The sequence below is a fragment of the Kastovskya adunca genome, assembly GCF_059505785.1.
Genome location: NZ_JCACLG010000033.1, coordinates 112365 through 133054, shown reverse-complemented (window position 1 = coordinate 133054; position 20690 = coordinate 112365). Strand labels below are relative to the sequence as shown.

The following is a 20690-nucleotide window of genomic DNA, read 5'->3' as shown; positions in this document are numbered from 1 at the left end:
ATCTTTCCAGCGGGATAGCGGAAAAAGCAAGCAACCATGATAAAACTATAGAATTGTAATGGACTGGCGAAATTTCCCTTTACAGCCGTCCTTTGAAGAGGAGTGTATGAATAAAAAATTACTCAGCTTGGCTCTTGTACTTGCCGTGGCTACTACCTTAGGAGCCTGTGACCAGGCGGCAGAAGATGAAACGATTGAGCCATCTCCTATAGAGACTGTGTCTCCTGCTGGTGCCCCCTAGCTCGTAACAATCGTGTAGGGCTATATCGTTGCTTTCATAGCACCAAATAAAACACAGTAGATTGCTACCTTACAGACTTACGACTCCCAGGCAACTGTCTGGGGTCGTACATTATGCCTAAGGACAAAATGAAAAACTGCTGTTAGAAGTAGAAGCAGTCTACATGTCCTACAAGATAGAGGAGGGTTAGCTTGAAAATTTGCTGCCCCTACCTCTGTTATTCCAATATTTTGACGATCTAAACGCTGTTAATTATGGGTGGGGACAGAAAAAGCAGATCAACTTATCTTATGTTCAGTTGATTAGTGATTCAGGTTCTTAGACGGCAGAACGGCTAAAGGGTGCAATGAACGGGTTGGGCGATCACTCTTCAAAATTAGGGTGATTGAGTTGGAGACTACTTTAGCGCAGGCGGATAGAGCAATGGTGCTTTTGAGTCCTCTAGCCCTTGGATTCCTCCATATCGTTAAGCCTGCCTATCCTTGGCTATTCACGGAGCGATTAGGTGCATGAAAAACTCTCAATTTCCCCTACAATTACTTTTTGGGTGGGGATTAGCGATCGCTGTGACTGCACCCGTAGGAGCACTACCGCCACCAGAAGAGACGCCAGAAGAGGTGCTGCGAACAGAGATTATTACGGAGGCGCGATCGCCAATTGATGGCAAGCCTCTGACAGCGGCTGAATATGCCCAACTGCAAGCAGAGTTGGCACAGCGTTCAACCCCACCGCAGTTGAGTCCTGACATTCGGCGAAATATCTTTTTGTTGCGTCTACGTAATTTTCTGAGAACTGTGACTCCGTTTTAAGCACATAGGCTTGATGTTTGAAGAGGGAGAACCTTTACTAGACGCGACTACCCTTTCTGGTATAACCGATCAGAACTGTGGCGATAGACCACTAGTGATGTGATGCTCGGTAGTGGATTTTACAACAGGCGATCGCATTTAAAGTAATTCTAAAAATTTCTTGCCCCGTCGCTGATAACCCACTTCAACGTTAGAGGGATTGGCAAGATAGAAATACACTATTAGCAATATTTATGGAATCCTGCTGCTCTACTAGGCTGGATAAAGCTCTGTAGAAAAAAGCAAAAATGTATATAAATATTACAATTGAAGCGCTCTTGACCAATGTTCATTGAGGTAGATAGCTGAATGTCCCCAACGATTGCCCCTGACCAAATTGACAAAATTGTTTGGAACCAACATCATGACCCTTTTGAAGTCCTGGGTTCCCATCTGATTGAGCAGAATGGCAAAACTAGCTGGGTGGTAAGAGCCTATCTACCCAATGCCGATGCGGTCTGGGTCGTTCGTCCAGAAGAGCGAAAAGAGTATCCTATGCAATCGGTGCATCATCCTCATTTTTTTGAGTGCATGATTGAAGCACCTGAACTTGTAAATTATCAGCTACGCATCCAGGAAGGAGAACACGAACGAGTCATCTACGACCCCTACGCTTTTCCCTCTCCCCTACTGACTGACTTTGACCTGCATTTATTCAGTGAAGGGAACCATCATCGAATTTACGAAAAACTCGGCGCTCACTTGGCAGAAATCAACGGTGTCAAAGGTGTTTACTTTGCTCTCTGGGCACCTAATGCCCGTAATGTCTCCGTCATGGGAGACTTTAATTTCTGGGATGGGCGAAAACACCAGATGCGGAAAGGTCATACCGGCATTTGGGATTTATTTATTCCTGGATTGAGCGCTGGCGATCGCTACAAGTATGAGATCAAAAACTACGACGGTCACATCTACGAAAAGTCAGATCCCTACGGTTTTTATCAAGAGGTGCGACCAAAGACCGCATCGATTGTTACTGACCTCAATACTTACAAGTGGAACGATACTGAGTGGATGGAACAGCGGCGTCATACCGAACCCCTGACGCAGCCAATTTCTGTTTATGAAGTTCACCTGGGTTCCTGGCTCCATGGCTCTTCTACTGAACCCGCCAAACTGCCTAACGGTGAGGATGCCCCAGTCGTTACTGTCTCAGAACTAAAACCGGGAGCGCGTTTCCTCACTTACCGGGAACTGGCAGAACAGCTAATTCCCTATGTTAAAGACTCAGGATTTACCCATATTGAGCTGCTACCAATTGCCGAGCATCCCTTTGATGGGTCTTGGGGGTATCAGGTAACAGGGTACTATGCCTGCACGTCTCGCTATGGAACGCCAGAAGACTTTATGTATTTTGTAGACCAGTGCCACGAAAACGGCATTGGTGTCATTGTGGATTGGGTACCTGGTCACTTCCCTAAAGATGGTCACGGGTTAGCCTTTTTTGATGGCACCCACCTTTACGAACACGCTGACCCCCGCAAGGGCGAGCATAAAGAGTGGGGCACCTTAGTCTTCAACTATAACCGCAACGAAGTCCGGAACTTCCTTGCAGCCAATGCCCTGTTCTGGTTTGATAAATATCACATTGACGGCATTCGGGTAGACGCAGTGGCTTCCATGCTTTACCTCGATTACCTCCGTCCTGAAGGGGAATGGCTCCCAAATCAATACGGTGGTCGAGAAAATATTGAGGCGGCTGACTTCCTGCGCCAGACTAACCACATCATTTTTAGCTACTTTCCCGGCGTGCTCTCAATTGCGGAAGAGTCCACAGAATGGCCAATGGTATCTTGGCCAACCTACGTCGGCGGCTTAGGCTTCAACTTGAAGTGGAACATGGGCTGGATGCACGACATGCTGGACTACTTCAGCATGGACCCCTGGTTCCGCCAGTTCCATCAAAACAACGTCACCTTTAGCATCTGGTATGCGTTTACAGAAAATTTTATGCTGGCGCTGTCTCACGATGAGGTAGTTCATGGCAAGAGCAATCTTCTAGGAAAGATACCGGGTGATGAGTGGCAAAAGTTTGCCAATGTGCGCTGTTTATTTGCCTACATGTTTACTCACCCTGGCAAGAAGACTCTCTTCATGAGCATGGAGTTTGGTCAGTGGAGTGAGTGGAATGTCTGGGGAGACTTGGAGTGGCACTTGTTGCAGTACTCCTCCCATCAACAACTCAAGCAGTTTATGACTGAGTTGAATCAGCTATATAAACAAGAAATCGCACTCCACACTCAAGATTTTAGTCAAGATGGCTTTGAGTGGATTGACTGTAGCGACAATCGCCATAGTGTTGTCTCGTTTATTCGTTACGCTAAAGATTCCGAGGAGTTTATCGTCACCGTCTGCAACTTCACACCGCAACCTCACAGCCATTACCGCGTCGGCGTACCGCAGCCAGGGTTCTACACCGAACTCTTCAACAGCGACGCCCGCGAGTACGGTGGCAGCAATATGGGGAATCTGGGCGGGAAGTGGACGGATGAATGGTCGTTCCACACTCGTCCCTACTCCCTGGATTTGTGCTTGCCTCCTTTGGGCGTGCTGGTGTTGAAGTTAGACCGGGAGAAAACAGCCGCAGCGATGCGGCAAGCTGGGCAATAGGGAATGATCTTTGTAGGACGGGTGAAAAGAGGATCAACTCAAGCCCAAAGGCACTGACTTAAGCAAAGCTTGTTGCTCAGATCCCTGACTTCTTAATGAGGTCGGGGATCTAGCCCCAGTTTGTTTCAGTGATATTCAACTTAAGCCCCATGGCGCATATCCTGGGGCTATTGTATTCAAAACCTGTCTATGTAGTCTAAAGCAGAGGGCTTGAGTCGGCAGGTTTGTTTACCTATAGCCTCTGGCTTCAGCGCTGCGGGTATTGTCAGAACTAATGACTGACCTCGCTGCTCAATTTAATAGCAATATTTACCCTCTTTATTTGGTTTAGGACGCTCTTTTGCCGTGCGTACTGTCCCAATCAGAGTAGAGACAATAACGCAACGCTTTATTTTGCCAGTGTACGGAGTGCGTAGCGCAATCCTCCCTAGCTGCCCGTTAGTATTGCCGTGGTAGTTAAACTGAACTCTCCAAGGCCCTTCTATTGTTTTGTTTCCTGGGCTGTCAAGGGTTGTCTCATATTCACCTTTATCGTTCTTCTTTTTATCGATGCGAAGATTTGTTCCAAGATTATTCCACCTAACCCCTGACGGAATAAATGTTCCTGGTTTAGCCGGATGTACTGCCCACTGCACAACAACCCTGTCATTAACTGTTACTTCTTGAAAGCTTGTTTGCCAAGTTAGTTTGTCTCGCTTGGCGTTGCTTTGAGCGGCTTGCATGGCTCGATAGACTTGATTTTGACCAGTGTTGAGGGTTTGAAGGTTCAAAAACGTCAGCCAACTCGGAGCAGCGATCGCGCCCAAAATCCCAATCAGCACTCCTACAATGATAAGTTCCAGGAGCGTATATCCAGCTGTTGATGAATGCAGTCCTTTGCCGATAAAAGAGCAACGTCTCACTTAGAACCACCCTGATATTTAAAACTTTCTCGGCTAACTCAATTTATTCAAAAGTTTGAAATTCATTGAGAGTCTATACAAGTTTTACTTTCATTAACTGGAGAAAAAACAGTAAAAACCCTGAAAAGCAAAAAGCTCTGAGTTGAAAACATCAGAGCCTTTTAGGTTGTCTTTTTATAAAATAATGCTGTTATAAACTATTTTTTTATATTCATGGTAAGCATTGAACTTCTCCTGATTCTGATATTTTTCTTCCTGTTTGAATTGAGCCTAAAAGAGTACTTACCTTGACGCATCTCCGTGTTGAGGGGATTGCTTCTTTAGAACTACTTCCTCTAGGTACCGCTGTCACTATAATTAAACCTTCAGAAGTCCCATTATTATTGCCGTCGAGATCTGACTCAGGCGGTAAACTGCCTAAATAATCAAAGGTAATTGTTCTGACAGGAGCATTACCTGAGGTGGAATATATCAGTGAAGAACTAGCATTATTTTCTTTGCTAACACTACCATCAGTACTGGTAGTAATATTGCTACCAAGTATCACTTGCCCAGGCTTGATTCCTAACTCCTTACCCAAGGACTGCCACTGAGGTGAAGCGTTATCCCGACGATGAACAGCCACAAAGGGAGTGTCACCTTCTACCTTAAAACTGAAGCTGTAGCTTAGTTTAGTTTTTTTGGCTTGATTTTGAGCTTCCTGTAACTGTCTAAAAATAAAGTCATTAGTTGCACTTGCTCGTCGTTGGTTGAGAAAAGTCAACCAACTCGGAGCAGCAATTGTCGCTAAAACGCCGACCATTACCACGACGACTATGAGTTCAATAAGAGTAAACCCGGCATTGCTTTGAGGCAACGACTCTGTGTGTTTAATTTTTCTGTTTTGAGACTTTTGTATAAAATTTAGTAATAAAGCTATGTTTTTCATAATACCTACCCAACTTTTGATGTGGAAGTGGCTGTTCGATTAACAATTCTAGAAATTAGTTATCACCGAGTAAACCACGTCCTTTCACTGTGACATTGGCACTAGGGAAATAGGCAGAGTTACTGGCACTGTAAGTAGGAACGGCAGTTTTTGGTCTGATGCGAGCTAAGGAGTTACCTCTTAGAAAAACTTGCGCTGTTGTTTTACTTGAGTCTACACAAGCGTAGAAGCTACTTGTTTGAAATCGAGCGGCAACTGCCCCAGTGCCTGTGTAACTAGGTACTTGCTGTGTAACTGTTGGGCAAGATGGTGTAGGAAATCCCCCTGTCGTGCTTTGGTCAACAAAATCAATCAGAGTATCAACGTTGCTAGTGTAATTACTAGTCCCTTTTGTCCAAAGATTCATCTTCTCTGCCAGGGTCGGCTTATTTAGGGTGAGGTCAAAACGCTTAAAACCTGGATCGGCAGCTCTCACTTCCGCACCATTTGAGGCATTCACACTATCTTTAATTTGAAACCTACCAATGCGAGCAGCACAAGACCAAGTTGAGGTAGCAACACAGCTACTATCTTTAATCAGGTAGTAAGCAACAAGGGAGTAAACAAATGCATCGTCAAATGTACTGCCCCCCATGTCAAAAGCATTTGGTATGAACTGTCGCTTCCAAAATACGAGAACTGGGACTCCATCGACAGTGGTAGGTGCAACCGTAGGAGGCAGTTGAGCTCCTATCGCCGCTACTCCAGGCGCATCATAAATGTAAACAGCCTGCTCTAAGTCTCTAGCAATGTAATCTAATGCCGATTGAATTTCCTGTTCTGAAGTTGTCTTGGCTTGTTCTTTGCGGTCTGTATCCAGGATATTAACCATGAACCCTAGCAAAGGACCAATGACGAGGAATGCTAGAAGTAGCCCAACTAGCAGCTCAATTAGAGTAAAGCCGCTAATGTTTCCGTCTAATTGAGATCGTTTTCGCTTTGGCTGACTGTTAAGAACAAATCTAATTAAAGCGGTCATTTTGCGGTTTACTCCCTGTGCCTACAAGTAATGAGCTGTTGAAGTTTGACTATCAGTTTTCTGATTTATGGAGAAGGAGCTTTACAGCCACCGAGACGATCGCAAAAATCCTTATAGGCGGTATCACTGGAAGTGGGAGGAATCTCTGTCACCATTTCTACCAATGGGGATTTACGATCGCCACCTCCCCCTGCAAAGGTTGCTGATGGTCTACCTGCTCTACCTACAGTAGCTCTAGTGTTAAGAGCGCTTCCACCATCAAAGGCATCTGCTCGATAGACTCTGACCCCAAGAAGGTAGCCTTTAGCTCTGTCAGCTCCATTTACTGCCGGGTCGGAACTAGGAGGGTTGATAGTGGTACTGCGAAATGCTTGAATTACTAAGTCTCTAGCACTGTTGGTGCTACAGCCAGCAGTGTTATCAAGATTGACACAGGTTAAGCTTGCTGCGGCTAAAGTAGCTGCGGGCGCAGCTATGTTTGTGCTGGCAGCAGGAGGGTCTACAGTTAAAATTCTCTGAGCATCAGGCGCTAAGAAAACTGTTTCCGTAATCGCCGCAGCGTCCGGGTTAACAGCAGCGTCTGGGTTACCACGGACGCTGTTGATATAAGCTTTAGCCGCTTGGGTTCCTATTTCTACCCGTCGCGCCTGCACTCTAGTTGCTACAGAAAGAGCAATAGCAGGCGCAATTCCTGTCATCAAAATCCCCACTATGATAATTGCCAGTAAACACTCAATAATCGTGAAACCTGACTGACTGGGTTGGGGTGGAAGTTGCTTTAGTTTGAGCTTCATCATCGTTTGGTCACCAGCTACGACTTTAAAAACGCTACCTCACTATCTGTAATCATCGAGGTTAGGAACAGGACAGCCCCTCAACAGCAGGCTCGTCCGGGTCATTGACGTGCACTCCACACAGCAAGCTTTCAACCCAGGGGTCATCTCGACCCACTTCTCGGTAGTACTCGTTAGGAGTACCGACATCCGGTGAGGCAAATCGTTTGGAGAATAAATCAGGAGTCTGAGACAGCAAGCCAACATCATAACCCCATGCCCGGTCAGGTGCGCGGTAGTAGGGTGCTCGTCGGGAAGCACCACCACCTCTGTATCTGTAGTCGTTTAATCCGCCAAAGTTCGCACTGGTATGGTCAGGATTTGCACCGTCGAAAAAGAGGGAGTTGTCTACAGTAAAGCTATCTACTGCCTCAAACGGTGCAGTAGCAAAGAGGCTCTTCTTGAATTGGATAAAGCTACCATTGATTCTGGCTGCAGCTGGAGCGCCTTCATTTACTGCCTCCCAGGCTTCTAAGAAACGTGGGAAGTTAACCAGTCCGCCTCCAGTCTCAGCTTCATAAGAAGCATTAGCTGGTCTGGCGGGAGAGTCGCCCATGACGAAGACGCCATTGTATCTTGTCTCTGTAGCCCGCTGCATCCATGAGTCGTTGATGTAACCGTTAAAAGCCGTACCGTTATTACCAGGTGCTCCGTTTGGAGAGTGTAGCTGTAGTACTGGTACTAACAGGGGTTGACCGTCAGGGTCAGGGGTACCATCGTTATTTAAATCCGCAGGAGGTAGATAGAACAGCGGTCGGTTTGCGGTGTAAACGCGATCGCCGATTGCTCCTGGATTGGTAGTGGAATTTGTTGTCCAGAACCAAAGGGCATTGTCATTAGGGGTGCCATAGTTAGTACCTACTGTTGTACCACCGTATATACATCCAGTAGTTGGGCAACCTACCCCTAAAGGTCGGTAAGGGCCACCAACCGGAAGAAGATTTTTAGAAACCGGATCTCTATCAAAAGCAACTCGACGGGGATAGATTTGATCGGCTAGAGCTGCTGGTGGTGTTGCAGTTGTACCTGCTCCTGCCAAATCCCAGTCAGTGGGAGTACATTCGGAGACTGGGAGCTTCCGGCAAATTTCCATTCGGTACTCAGGGAAGTTTACCCGACGTTGAATTGGTGTTACACCATTTGCTAGATAGGAAGTTAGCTGTGTTGTTGGTTCTGGAACACTGTTGGGGGTGGTGTTCCAGTAAGGTCTACTGGTAGCAAACCCATTCCACCAGAAGCCATTCTTCAGACGCTTTTCTACAGCTAAGTTCCCAGCATTGTTGTTTACGTCGTAGCTACCATTACTGCGAACACCATCCTTGAAGTCTCCTGATAGCAGGGTGACAGCATCCGAGAGAATCCTTACAGCACGCCACTGGTCACCGTTACCACTGCAACCTTGCTGGTTTTGACGGCAAGCAAACTTGTCATTACGGTTGTTATTCGCTCCCGTACTACCACGGGTATAGAAGTTGTTGTAATTAGCTGCTAATGCATCTGAAGCCTTGAACTCTTCTAACCTAGTAGTAGTTCCGAACTCTTGGTGGAGGTTGAATTCTCCCTTGATATAGACTGGCAAGTCTGAGGCGAGAATCAAGCCCTTTTCATCAGCGTTGTATGCATTGTTAGCGCCACGGGCTAAAATGCGACCGTTAATTAGTCGAATACCATTAGGGCGACGAGTGGGATCGAGTTTGAAGTCTGTGGCACCTTCTAACTTCCCCTCACCAGCACTAATATCTGGTAGCGCATCATCCCGTGTAGCGTAAATAATGCCGCTGTTGGGTAATAAGTATTCTCCTAAACCAATTGTTGTTGTCCTGAGTGAGTTTAGATCGATCTCAGTAACCCGTATTTCTAGAGGTTGGCGCTGTTCAATTGGCAAGTCATAGTCGGTTGTCAATGCTCCTAGTTTAGCTATTCTCAGTTGCTCCGGAGTTCTAGCATTTGCGAGTGTCGTAGCATCAGCAATAGGATTTCCGGTAGCATCCTCCTTCGGCTTGTGAAGTGCCTTCACTTGTCTGGCATCTAGAAAAGTCGCTTCTTTGATTGCACCATCCGCTACCTTACCAGCAGTTCCAGCCGGAACAGGTGTAGCAGCTGCACCATCTAAAATGCTCAGAGCGCACAGGGCAGAATCAACCGCTGCATTGTCTGCAAGGGTGCGATCAGCAACAGCCCTGTTTAGAGCATCATACAAAGGTTTATTTGCCCAGCGTCCATCTGGGAAAACCATCTTAGATTGTGCTACGAGCCTAGCATTGGTGTAGTCTCTTGCTGGAATGGGGTAATTTTTGCCGTTATTAAATGCCCCGGCTGTAGCTTCAGTGGTGGGGTCATAGTAACTGTTAATGCAAGCAATAGGTGTTTGGTCTTTACCTTTATTAGCGGCGTAGTGATAAACGACAGTTGCCCGCATTTGCAGGTCGCCTTTTAAGTCTGTGGCGTTAACAATGTTGTCGCCATCATCTTTATACATCGGCATGGTGTCGGGCCACACCACATTTGCATCAGTTACCCCTGTTGGTAAGCCAGTTATGCCGTCGGCTGTTAACGCTGCCACAGTTGGAGGAGCAGGCAAGAAGGAATTTGTTCCGCGTATTCCTGTTCCAGTTGTTCCTTGATCTAAACCATCAATGTAAATTCCGGCACCTGTTACCACTCGCAACCCACCAGACAGTTGTTCTTGGTCAAACGCAGGGCTGTTTTTGGCAGCCGCTCGTTCCCAGAAGCCATTCCGGCTGGTATCACCCAAGTCATCCAAGATTTGCACACGACTAGGGCGTTTGCGCTGGTTACCTGTGTCAGCAGTGCCATCCGCCTTATTCCACGCGACAGCAGTTGTCGAGCCGTCACTAAATACATCCTGTTTTATTCCTGGCTCTTGGAATGTCGAACCGTTATACCAGCGATAGGGTAGGTTGTTACCTACTAAAATGCGATCGCCAATGAGTGATTCCTTTCTTTCCGCTACCTTATCTGGATCAACTGCCTCCAAATCCATTGGTTGGGCGTCAGTTGCATTAATCCTCAGCGCCAAATTAGTGTAGTTTCCGACAGCACCAGTACCTGGATCTGCAATCAACATCCACTCTGGAGGCGGTTTAATCTCACCCGCACTCCCAAAGACAAAATCGCCAGAAGCCGGATCGTCTGTTTTTGCCGTAGTTGCCGGTTTTACTGCAGTAGCTATTCCATTAAGAGGAACTTCCGCATAGGGAACTCGACGAGTCCGTTGCTTAAAGTAAGACTCTAGTACATTCTCTAGGTTTTGCTCTCCGGAAGCGTCAAACCTCCTTTTAAAAAAGTCTTTGAGGTCTTGTGGATATCTGCCTACGGCATTAACTTCCGTGACGGTTGCTACTGCCGGGTCAGCGCCACCATATAGATTAAGAGCGCCCCTCACCATTACACCAATGCGCTGATCATAAGCCGTCTTGTTGTAGGCGACGGTTGCGCCGCCTAATGCTGTAGTCGTCTTATTTTTGTCATTGATGCTAGAGGTGCCCGGTGTTACACCTTGTCCTCTGTACAAATAAGCTTTGACATTGTCATTGGCCACCGCATCGGTATTTCTTATATCTCCAGTCGCTACGTTACCAGCAACAACAATCTTGGCGTTGTCTGGGTCGTAGTAGCAGGAGTAGGCGCTACTGACTTGATGCAGCTCTAGGGGATTAGCAGACCGCAACATCAAGTTGCCGTTGGTGTGGATTCGACCATTGACACGAAAGGTCGGAGCGTTACTAACTTGAATATCATCATCAAACCAGATAGCGTTGTTATCCAGCGCTATTCTTGCCTGGTCTTGTTGTAGCTCCAAGGCAGAAAAGCCTCGATTACCTCTATAAGTTTCAAATTGAGTCGGTGGAATACTTCTCCCTGAATCTGTAACGACAGCGGTGGTAACTTCTTCCGTAATCGGCACAGTGGCAACATAAGTAAAAAATGCTTTCTTCGACTTACCACCCGTACTAAACCAACCGGCTATGTTGCCAGCCCCGACAGAACACCCTGTTGCCCCCCCAGACATTGGTAGCGCCCTAGCTTCTAATGGCCCTTTCTTCCTGCCTTCGGGGTAACGGAAATAAATTCCATAGAGTGTGTAACTATCAAACCGACCGTTGTTATCAGTATCAACCGGAAACTTCCAAGCTGATTTCAGCGTTTCTTCGTTAGTGTTTATACCCGCTGTTCCATCAAAGTCAGCTTCCAGTTGTAGCTGAATCTCATCTCCAAAGGTATAGGTACCCTCCGACCCAACTTCCTCTTCAAGGATGTCCGCAATGTTGAATTCTGGGGGAGTATTGCCTTGTCTATTAGTCTCATCTACAGAAAACAGACGATTTATCTTCGCCTTAGCACGGTCTAAGGCGGGCTGGGTGGCATTCAAAACCGCCTCATTTACCCGGTAGTTGCTGGCATTCTTCGAGCGGTCAAACGAACGAATCATGATTGCTGTAGTCAGCAAAATGACTACCAGCATCACCATGATCACCGTTGGCAGCACAAAGCCGGCTCTACCAAGATTTGAAGAGCGACGTCGTCCCAGAAGCATTAAGCTTCGCAACAGCCAGTTCATCAACCCTTTGGTCAGGATTCTACTTAACCTCAAAAGGTGCTGAAATATTTTCTGAAGCGTGTTGACTGGTTTTTTGCGGCGTGACATGGCAGGTTTCCTGTCAGACATGTAGATACTTTGGAGATGGAGTTAAAACGCGATGCAGTAACGGTCTGTAGAGGCGATTAAAGATTTTTGAGTAATACCCGATGACTATTTTATAAAGATTTAATAGAGTTCCATTAAATCCAGCAGCTTCTACTCTGTCGTAACAACTGCAAATCTTGTCGTCAACCGGGAAGATACAAATAGCTTTGTTAATCCTGTTGCTAAATCATTAAAGTTTTCCGTGATGTTCCGGAGAATGGCAGATTCAGCGGGATTCATTATAGAAGTTATTTTATTCGCCATCTGCCTAAAGGCGTAGGTTAAGTCCTTGGATAGGCAGTCTTTAGCAAAACTCAGCATTAAGCTGGTAATGCCACTAACTGCTTTTATACTACCCAGCTAGACTAAAAAAAATATCAAGCTTTTGCAAAATATTAAAAAAAACCGCCATGAGCAGGTATTTTGAGCAATACCAGACATCAAGCGGCAAAATGAGACTGGAAAGTCACGATTTTCCGGTAGGGGTGTTCCTGCTAATTATCCTTTTTACCCCCCTAGCCCCCCTTGGCAAGGGGGGAATCGGAGTCAAAGTCTCCCTTGAAAAGGGCGATGCGAGGGGGAATCTCTAAGGATTTCGGTTCTGTACAAAGATGTTTGTACATCGTAGATTGCTAAGGGGGCTGGGGGAGCGATCGCTGGATAACAACTGACGCGATCGCCTAAGTGTAGGAGAGAGGAGGAAGCCTTTCTTTGCAAGCTAGGTGCAGTTTTTGATGACACAGCTCATCTACCAAAACAGCACCAGCTTTCTCCTCCTGCTTCGGTAATTTAGTACTTATTTAGATTAAGTCCCGCTTCGTTTGCCATGGCTTGCAAACCTTTCTTTTCTAAAGTCTTGATTGCTTTAGTAGAAAGTTTGAGCTTCACCCAACGGTTGCCTTCCGTCCACCAAACTCTTTTAGACTGCAAGTTAGCTTCTTGTAGCTTCTTCGTGCGTCGGTGGGAGTGGGAAACAGCGTAGGCATTGTTTGCCCTTTTGCCTGTTAGTTCGCATTTACGGGACATGAGATTCCTCCAGATTTTAGTCCATTCTCCATCATATCAAGAGCCTTTGAATTCCTTGGCAAGCTCTACTGCCTCATAACCCTTTGTGCCTTTACGAAATCAGGAGTCACACGATAAGCCCAAAAGCTAGAAGCCTTGGGCTATATAAAACTAAGCCTGTCTGCGTGGGCGTTATCTAACGCTCTGTCAGGCGAGTGAGTACCTGATTTGACCGCTCCACAAACGTCTTCATTCCCTCAGCATCAAAGCCTTTTTGTGCCATCAGTGCTAGATCATAAACGTGCTGACAAATTAAGTTAGCTAGTTCACCAGAAGGCGACTGACCTGCCCCCTGCACAATACTGCTTTGGCTCAGCTTGGCTAAGTTCTCAATCAGTGGGTGCGCTGTATTGACAACCAAGACATGTTCTTCGGGAAACTGTGCCGCTTGTTGCTGCATGAGCGCCGTCATATCCCGTAGTCGTCGCAAGGCTTCTGGTAAAAGTACCATTGCGGGTGGAGTTCCTTGGGGGTCATCTGATTTGAGCGCCTGAGTACGAATGTCAACTTTTGGCTTATTAAGAGATGTCTCAAACAGCTCTTTAATTACTTCGCTGCGGGTTTTGTTAGTTGTGGGGTCAACAATTTCTCCCGCCTGATCCTGGTCAATCAGAGTTTGATCTAAGTCAGAGTCTACGCGAGAGAACTTGACATCAGAATATTCCCGCTCTAGGAAGCTGATGAAGTGAGTATCAATAAAGGAGTCCATAAACAGGACTTCCAAACCTTGATTCTTGTGCAGTTGTACATAGGTCGCTTGGGCTACCGGGTCGGTGCAATAGAAGACGCGGTTTTCATAATGCTCTTTGTTGCGTTCTAGGTACTCTTTGAGAGTGGTATAAGTCTCTCCCTGCTGAGTAACGGTAGGTTCAGAGGGAGTAGCTGAGGTGACATCTTGCCAGACATCGCCTTCTTGGGATTGCACTTCAACTTCTGGAGCTGTTTCTGGAGTGGCTACGGGGGGGGTGTTCTGGCTATCGTGTTTTTCTCCTTCATAAGTACTGCGGAAGATGACGATATCTTCAATTTGTTTTTTGAATTTTTCGTCGTTGAGGGAGCCAAACTTGACGAAGGTGCCGACGTCTTGCCAGCAGCGAATGTATTCTTGGCGATTTTCGTTGTAGAGTTCTTTGAGGCGATCGCCTACTTTCCGAGCAATATAGTCAGAAATTCGCCTGACTGTGCGGTCATTCGTTAAGGCAGAACGGGAGACATTAAGCGGAATATCAGGACTATCAACAACACCCCGTAGTGGCATCAGGAAGCTGGGAATAACTTCTTCACAGTGGTCGCTGACAAATACCTGGTTGCAGAACAACTTGATTTGTCCCCTAGTCACATCCACATCCGGCTTCAGCTTAGGGAAATAGAGGATGCCATTGAGTAGGAAGGGATAGTCGGTGTTCAGATGCACCCACAGAAGCGGTTCTTCCTGGAAGGGGTGCAGGTAGTTATAGAACTCTAGGTAGTCTTCTTTAGTCAGATTTTGGGGCGATTCTTTCCATAGAGCTTTGGGCTGGTTAAGGACTTCACCCTCAAGCTTGATGGGTACTGGCATGAAATCGCAGTAGGTTTTCACCAACTGTCGAATCCGAATCGGTTCTAGATACTCAATCTCTTCGTCTTGGAGAGTGAGAGTTACTGTCGTTCCGCGCTGGCTAAGGCTTGACTCTTCAAGTTGAAAGGCTGGCGAACCGTCACAAGACCAGTGAACGGCGGTGGCTCCTTGTTTATAGGAAAGGGTATCGATTTCTACCTGACTCGCCACCATAAAGGAGGAGTAGAAGCCTAGACCGAAGTGACCAATGATCTGCTGGTCAGCGTCTTTTTGATATTTCTGAACGAATTCCTCAGCGCTGGAGAAGGCGACTTGATTGATGTATTGTTTCACCTCATCGGCGGTCATGCCGATACCGTTGTCAGAGATGGAGAGAGTCTTTTTGTCTTTATCAATGTTAATGACAATTTCCGGCTCCTCCAGCTCACCGTCAACTTCGCCTGCAAAAGATACCATCTTTAGTTTCTGGATGGCATCCACGGCGTTAGAAATCAGTTCCCGCAAGAAGATCTCATGATCGGTGTAGAGAGACTTCTTGATGATGGGAAAGATGTTCTCAGTATGGATAGTAATGTTGCCCTGTTCCAGGATTGTCATAAGTATGGCTCAATTATTAGAAGGACTTTAAGACTGATTTTGCGCGATTTTGCCGAACTTTGCTTCTCGGATTACCCCCTCAGAGGGATTCGGATCTCCCTACTTTATGAAGTGAGTTAATCCTTATAGCGGGATTGAGAAGACAGGCGCAACTGTAGCGATCGCCACTGCTTTAGTAGAGTCGGGGGTAAGCTCTGTTTTAGGGTTGTCCAGTTCTGTTCCCGTACCATTTGGCGACGGTTACGAGTAATGCACTTTTCCAAGGCATTAACCCAGGAATCTGTCACAGAGCCTTTCACTGCTTGTAAAATTAACTCCATTTCATAAAGCTGAATTGCAGTTAATCCCTTGATCCCTATAATTTGCTCGTCTGTTACATCTTGATCAAAGCAAGCAGGCTTACTCAAGCCTAGGGCGCGAAAACCTAGAATTGTCCGAATACACTTCTCGCATCGCCCACAATTACGGTCTTTTTGAGCGCCTTGCCAGCACACTCTCAAATGTTGAGTCGCTTCTTGCCAGTGACCAATTTCCTTGATTTTCCCTAAACGATCAAAGCCGGCACCATCATGAATAATTTGAAAAGCTTTGCTGGATAGGAACGGATCGGTAACTGGGTTAGAGCCACGAGGCAACAGCAGATTGTGGTAAGAGAAGGCGCTACCGATTAAACCAACGTTATAGCTTCTTGAAAGCAACATTAAACTAGAAGCGATCGCGGGTCCATAGGCATCTAGCCAATTGATGCTTGGCAGCACCTGTCGATAATTGGTTGCTATCGGAATTAACTTCATTCCTAAGCTGTCCAAGATTAATCTTGACTTTTCAGCGGCTCTATCAAATACCAAAGATTCTTCTAAGGGAATATCAAACCCATGAACCATTAATCCGGCTTGTAAGTTGCGTGCTTGTCTGCCACAGCGATTCTCACGGTGGCGAAATGCGGTAAAGCAGCTATCGACTCCCCCGGAGAAAGCAGCAACTGCTACTTCTGAGGCAATAATAGGTATTTCTTCCTCTACTTCGGCAGAGATTTCAATGGGGTAATACTCATTAGGGCGCCAGCAAGCCCAAGCAGCTTGAAACTCCACTAAATTTTGCAGGAGTGAGGGCGAAACTTTGCCATGAACGATCAATGGTGCTGAATGCCGCATTGCTGGCAACATCATCGCCACTAAAAATGGGTCACAGCTATCGGTAAGTAGAGTACTAAACTCAACGGGGATGCTGTACCACAAACGAAGAGATTTTTTAGGAAGCTCAATCTTGGCACTAACCGTAACTGAGCCATTAGCTTCAACAGATGCTTCTTGCCAGATATGAGTTTGTAGCATTACAGGTGATTTTTTGACCAGAGCAAGAATCCTAACAAAGCTTTGCGCCCAGAAGCACCAGCAATCAAGTCATCATTCAACATCATTTGACAATCAGGTGGTGGAAGTAATGCCTCCAATGCTGATTGATGAAAAAGATGCTGTACCACTTCTTTATAAGGTTCTACGTGATGCCGCACACTTGACCACCCGGCGTTATTGATGTCATACACTCGGTAGTAGTAGCGTCGCTCATATCCTAATTTATGCTGCCAGCGTCTCCATTTTCGCTGCAAGCGAAACAAATAATTTATTCGCTGTCGGGTACGGCTCGGTAGAAGTGGCTCAACATTGAAATCATTACGATCCAGAGGTAGTGCAGCTAGCTTTGGAAATCGAGAACACAGCAGTTCATTTTGACCGCGTCGATTACCAACGCTCTTAGGAGGTAAAACAGCAGTAGTTTTTAAAAGCTGCCAATCTAGATGTGGTAGCGTTGGCCAAACCCCAAAACAGAGCTTCCACCCAGAAGAACCGATATGAAACCTTTGGCGATGATAAATATCAAACCACCACGCCCGCCTAAAATTTTCATCAGAGTATTGGTCATAAATGCATTGAAGGCGATTTAGAGTCTCTGGTACTAAGTTGCCAAATACTTTTTTGTTCAGTAGTTTATCTAGCAACTGTGGCGATAAGCCCCAACGGTTGATACCACTACTAAAGAAATCTGTAAATGATGGAGCTTGTTTTGATTGCGGGTAGGCTAATTTAACTCCTAATATCGGGCCGAGTGAATAACCTGCAATAGCTCTATTTGCTACGTTGTTCAACTCAGAGTACATTCCACTACGCCGAATACCGTTACAGCCACTAGCAAGATGTTCCCACTTAGCGATTAGGTCAACATAGAAAGGGTAGTTACCTAATCCAGTGTTAGCAGTAACATGTTTTAAGCTAAGGGCGCGAGCAACTGGAATGGCACACTGCATTTCTATATCACTTTTGTTTCCAAAGGTTAAAGCGATAGGCTTTTTGCCTTGGCGGTGAAGGAAACCAGCTAGCATCCGGGAATCAAGCCCTCCAGATAACATGAGAGCGTATTTCTCCGAATCTAAGACGTGACGCTTGAGGGTTTCGTCAAGAGTTTGATCGAGGATATCTAGATGCTCTAAGAATGAAAGATTGCTGTAGGAGTCATTTTCGCTATTTCCTGGTATTTCGTATTGTTTGTATTCTTTGGGAGCTTGCGACGATTGCCAATGGAGGGAATGTCCAGCATCTAGCCGTTTAACTCCCTTCCATAAAGTTTGTCCATCAACCAATCCATTTGTCAGAAGAATTCCGACTAAGCCAGCGGGGTTAAACTCTGGTTTAAAGAGTGGGTGGTAGCGAAAAAGTTCGGGGCTAGAAGCGACTAAGGCAACGTTTTTGTGGGTGTAGTAGTAGATGGGAAAGAGTCCCAGAATGTCTGCACTTACAGCTAGTCCAAAATGAGGATGAAAAAGCGCGATCGCATGAAAACCATCGAAAAAAGGTAAGCTCTCTTTGGGTGATTCTTTCCACTGTCGCCTTAAATTAAAGGCATCCATACGAGTCGATTCACCTTGAACGATTGCTTCTCCCCAAATTACCGCTGCGCCATCATCATCACCTATCTTGCTAATGGGAGCATTAGGATTCGCTGCCCAAACGCAGTGAAAGTCTCCAACCGCGCTCATATTGGTGACTAAGCCTTCTACTGGAGGAAGTAAAGGTTTGATAGTTTGAACGAAACGCGAGCGCCTATCTAGATCAGGATCTACAACTACAACAAAATTTGCCATAAAATCAACATCAATTACTAATTTATAAACTTTTCTCTGAGTTCTTTAACCGCTTCATTTATCTGAGAAGCATCCTTAATAAATCGACAAAAGGGAATTTGACTAGTCCATGTTTCATAAAAAGAATCATTTTTGTGGTAAGAGTTACTTAAGAAAACATGGGGAATCTCTAATAGCAGGCAGAGAATATGACCATGCAATCGGTTAGTTATTACTAATTGATGACGCTTAAACTGGTAAATTCCACTATGCAATAAACTCCATGATTCTAGCTGTCTCTCTGGCTTATAAATAGCGTCAAATTTGTTTTTATGCTCTATCAAACTTTGCCATTGATTCCGAGATAACCACTCTAAGGGGCGCGATAGTCTTTGCTGCCACCCTTCCCGAACTAGCTTGACCATTCCTGGTAGTTTCCAGTACAAAGCTGAAGAACTGGTCAGCATTTCACGAGTAATCCACTGGTAGGAAATCCAATCTTCTACTACAAGATTTGGAAGGTTTACCAACTCTGGAGAAAAGCGCTGATTAAACTCACGGTCTTGCCTACAGTGATACAAGATAGTTTTATTTTGTTCTACAGGCAAACCCAGCTCTGGCATATTTACCATTTGAAAAGCCATGTCAGGCGCTTTAATTATCCGGCAGTTATGGAAAAATTTGTGAGCAATGTCATAGCTGTAATTGTCTCTGACAAATAAAATTAGGTTTGGATGTGAGTTAAAAATCTTGGCAGTGTTTATTAAATTTTCTTTGTTCTCAAAATAAATTGTTTGAGGCAATATGATAACGGGGCGGTCTTGATAATGAGAAATAATATATTCGCGAAACTGCTGATAAGGGAGCCAAAGATCCCCCAAGTTCCCACCACCATTTAGGAAGATAGGAGATTTTCCGACCTTTTGCTCCATTAACTCTCCGGAAAAATCCTTGATACTTGCCGTGTAGTTAATTTTTGTTTTTAAAACATCTGTTAAATAGAAAACCGTGCCTAGCCAGATTAGATGATCGCCAATATTGAGATAGTCGGGATAATCTAACAACGCACATTGCTCAAAGGATTCTAAGTTCCCACAAGCTTGATGCAGCAGTTCTTTAATCTTGGTTGGGGTTGAAAGATCTGTCATATCAGGCTCTAAATTTCCCCACAGGAAAGGAGTAAACGGAGCGTTTGTAGCACTGTGTCACAGTTTAAGCTACCTGAAGTACCGATGCTTGAGGAAATTTACTGAAACCAAGCTTGAGAAAAGTATCCCCAACTCCACGCCAGCCAGACTCGCGTTTTGATGCGAATTTTGGGATCGGGTAAAACTTGAGCAACCAGCCTTCTGAGGTTCATCCAGTTCATCACTGTCCAAATGCTATTCCAGCGTTGTTGAGTAAAAGATTTTCCTAGTATTTGGTCAACTAAGGCTTCCGATCTTCCTTGCCAATAACTGCGGCGGATTATCCAAACAGGGTTGATACGTTCCTTGGGAATCCAGTGCTGAACTGAGGCTTGGGGATTGTAGTAAAATCGCTCTCCCTGTTTTTCTAGTAAACGATTGAGCAGGCGTTCTTCTTCAGAAAGCAAGTTTTTTCCCTGACGACCTAGTTGTTCGCTGAAGCCTCCTAGTTGGCAAAGAGCCTCACGTCGATAAGTCATATTCGCCCCGTAGGGAAACTTCGGGTAACTAAACCAGCAGGGCTGACTGCCATAGTCGAGAATACTAAAAAGCGGTTCTATATATTCATGCACCCAATCTGGTTTGGGAATTTCCCAGAGGGGGGAAATTAGTCCACCAACACAAACAGGTTTTGGCTCAACGGTTTGAAAAGTCTGCAAGATTGTTTCTAACCAGTTCTCGCAAGGGATAGCATCATCATCCAAGTAAGCGAGGTATTCCCCTCTCGCCTGATGGAGAGCGGTATTTCTTGCTTTCGATAGTCCTTGAACTGGTTCGTAGATGTAATGAAAATTGGGTAGCTTGGTGGCGAAGGTTTTGCAGATTTCCTGAGTATTATCTGTGGAAGCGTTATCCACAACTAAAACTTCAAACTGTTCAATTGGCAACGACTGGCAGCAAAGCCCCTCAAGGGTGAAAATTAAGCGGTCGGCTCGGTTATAGGTACAGACTGCCACCGAGATTAAGGGATTAGAGTTCATACAAGCTCAAGATGGATTGGCGGTTCAAACCACAGCTACACAAAGTAAACCTGCTTACACAGGTTTCAAAGCCTTTGATTTTTCGGTTAGTCCTAGG

At 45.7% G+C, this 20690-nt stretch carries 14 protein-coding genes; 3 read left to right on the top strand and 11 right to left on the bottom strand.

Annotated features, from left to right (window positions below):
- The first annotated feature begins 106 nt into the window (after positions 1-106).
- The 3 genes from AC5JR3_RS13480 to glgB all read left to right on the top strand — a co-directional run bounded on the left by AC5JR3_RS13480 (position 107) and on the right by glgB (position 3699).
- Positions 107-241, top strand: coding sequence for a hypothetical protein (locus tag AC5JR3_RS13480; RefSeq protein ID WP_495846772.1), 135 nt, complete (start codon positions 107-109; stop codon positions 239-241).
- A 509-nt stretch (positions 242-750) separates the two neighbouring features.
- Entirely contained in the window at positions 751-1050 is a 300-nt protein-coding gene (locus AC5JR3_RS13475; protein ID WP_495846770.1) for a hypothetical protein, read from the top strand.
- 348 nt (positions 1051-1398) lie between these two features.
- A complete protein-coding gene (gene glgB, locus AC5JR3_RS13470; RefSeq protein ID WP_495846768.1) occupies positions 1399-3699 on the top strand; it encodes a 1,4-alpha-glucan branching enzyme in 2301 nt (766 codons plus the stop codon).
- 296 nt (positions 3700-3995) lie between these two features.
- Here the strand turns inward: glgB and AC5JR3_RS13465 are convergent, their stop codons facing one another.
- The 11 genes from AC5JR3_RS13465 to AC5JR3_RS13415 all read right to left on the bottom strand — a co-directional run bounded on the left by AC5JR3_RS13465 (position 3996) and on the right by AC5JR3_RS13415 (position 20593).
- Positions 3996-4601: a pilus assembly FimT family protein gene (locus AC5JR3_RS13465; RefSeq protein WP_495846766.1), complete on the bottom strand. Its 606-nt coding sequence runs from the start codon at positions 4599-4601 to the stop codon at positions 3996-3998.
- 211 nt (positions 4602-4812) lie between these two features.
- Positions 4813-5529, bottom strand: coding sequence for a pilus assembly FimT family protein (locus AC5JR3_RS13460; RefSeq protein WP_495846764.1), 717 nt, complete (start codon positions 5527-5529; stop codon positions 4813-4815).
- Between the two features lie 55 nt (positions 5530-5584).
- A complete protein-coding gene (gene hpsC, locus AC5JR3_RS13455) occupies positions 5585-6547 on the bottom strand; it encodes a hormogonium polysaccharide secretion pseudopilin HpsC (protein ID WP_495846762.1) in 963 nt (320 codons plus the stop codon).
- 65 nt (positions 6548-6612) lie between these two features.
- A complete protein-coding gene (gene hpsB, locus AC5JR3_RS13450; RefSeq protein WP_495846760.1) occupies positions 6613-7344 on the bottom strand; it encodes a hormogonium polysaccharide secretion pseudopilin HpsB in 732 nt (243 codons plus the stop codon).
- Positions 7345-7402: 58 nt separating this feature from the next.
- A complete protein-coding gene (gene hpsA, locus AC5JR3_RS13445) occupies positions 7403-12049 on the bottom strand; it encodes a hormogonium polysaccharide biosynthesis protein HpsA (protein WP_495846758.1) in 4647 nt (1548 codons plus the stop codon).
- Between the two features lie 828 nt (positions 12050-12877).
- Complete coding sequence (gene rpmB, locus AC5JR3_RS13440; protein WP_495846756.1) at positions 12878-13114, bottom strand: 50S ribosomal protein L28; 237 nt, start codon at positions 13112-13114, stop codon at positions 12878-12880.
- Between the two features lie 175 nt (positions 13115-13289).
- The gene (gene htpG / locus AC5JR3_RS13435) at positions 13290-15308 is read right to left on the bottom strand and encodes a molecular chaperone HtpG (RefSeq protein WP_495846754.1); all 2019 of its coding nucleotides are present in this window, start codon (positions 15306-15308) and stop codon (positions 13290-13292) included.
- Positions 15309-15424: 116 nt separating this feature from the next.
- Complete coding sequence (locus AC5JR3_RS13430) at positions 15425-16642, bottom strand: hypothetical protein (protein ID WP_495846753.1); 1218 nt, start codon at positions 16640-16642, stop codon at positions 15425-15427.
- A complete protein-coding gene (locus tag AC5JR3_RS13425) occupies positions 16642-18447 on the bottom strand; it encodes an asparagine synthase-related protein (RefSeq protein ID WP_495846752.1) in 1806 nt (601 codons plus the stop codon). Before AC5JR3_RS13425 ends, AC5JR3_RS13430 begins: the two co-directional genes overlap by 1 nt.
- A gap of 17 nt (positions 18448-18464) precedes the next feature.
- Complete coding sequence (locus AC5JR3_RS13420) at positions 18465-19574, bottom strand: polysaccharide pyruvyl transferase family protein (RefSeq protein WP_495846750.1); 1110 nt, start codon at positions 19572-19574, stop codon at positions 18465-18467.
- 98 nt (positions 19575-19672) lie between these two features.
- Positions 19673-20593, bottom strand: a complete 921-nt coding sequence (locus tag AC5JR3_RS13415) for a glycosyltransferase (protein WP_495846748.1) — start codon at positions 20591-20593, stop codon at positions 19673-19675.
- Positions 20594-20690 lie beyond the last annotated feature (97 nt).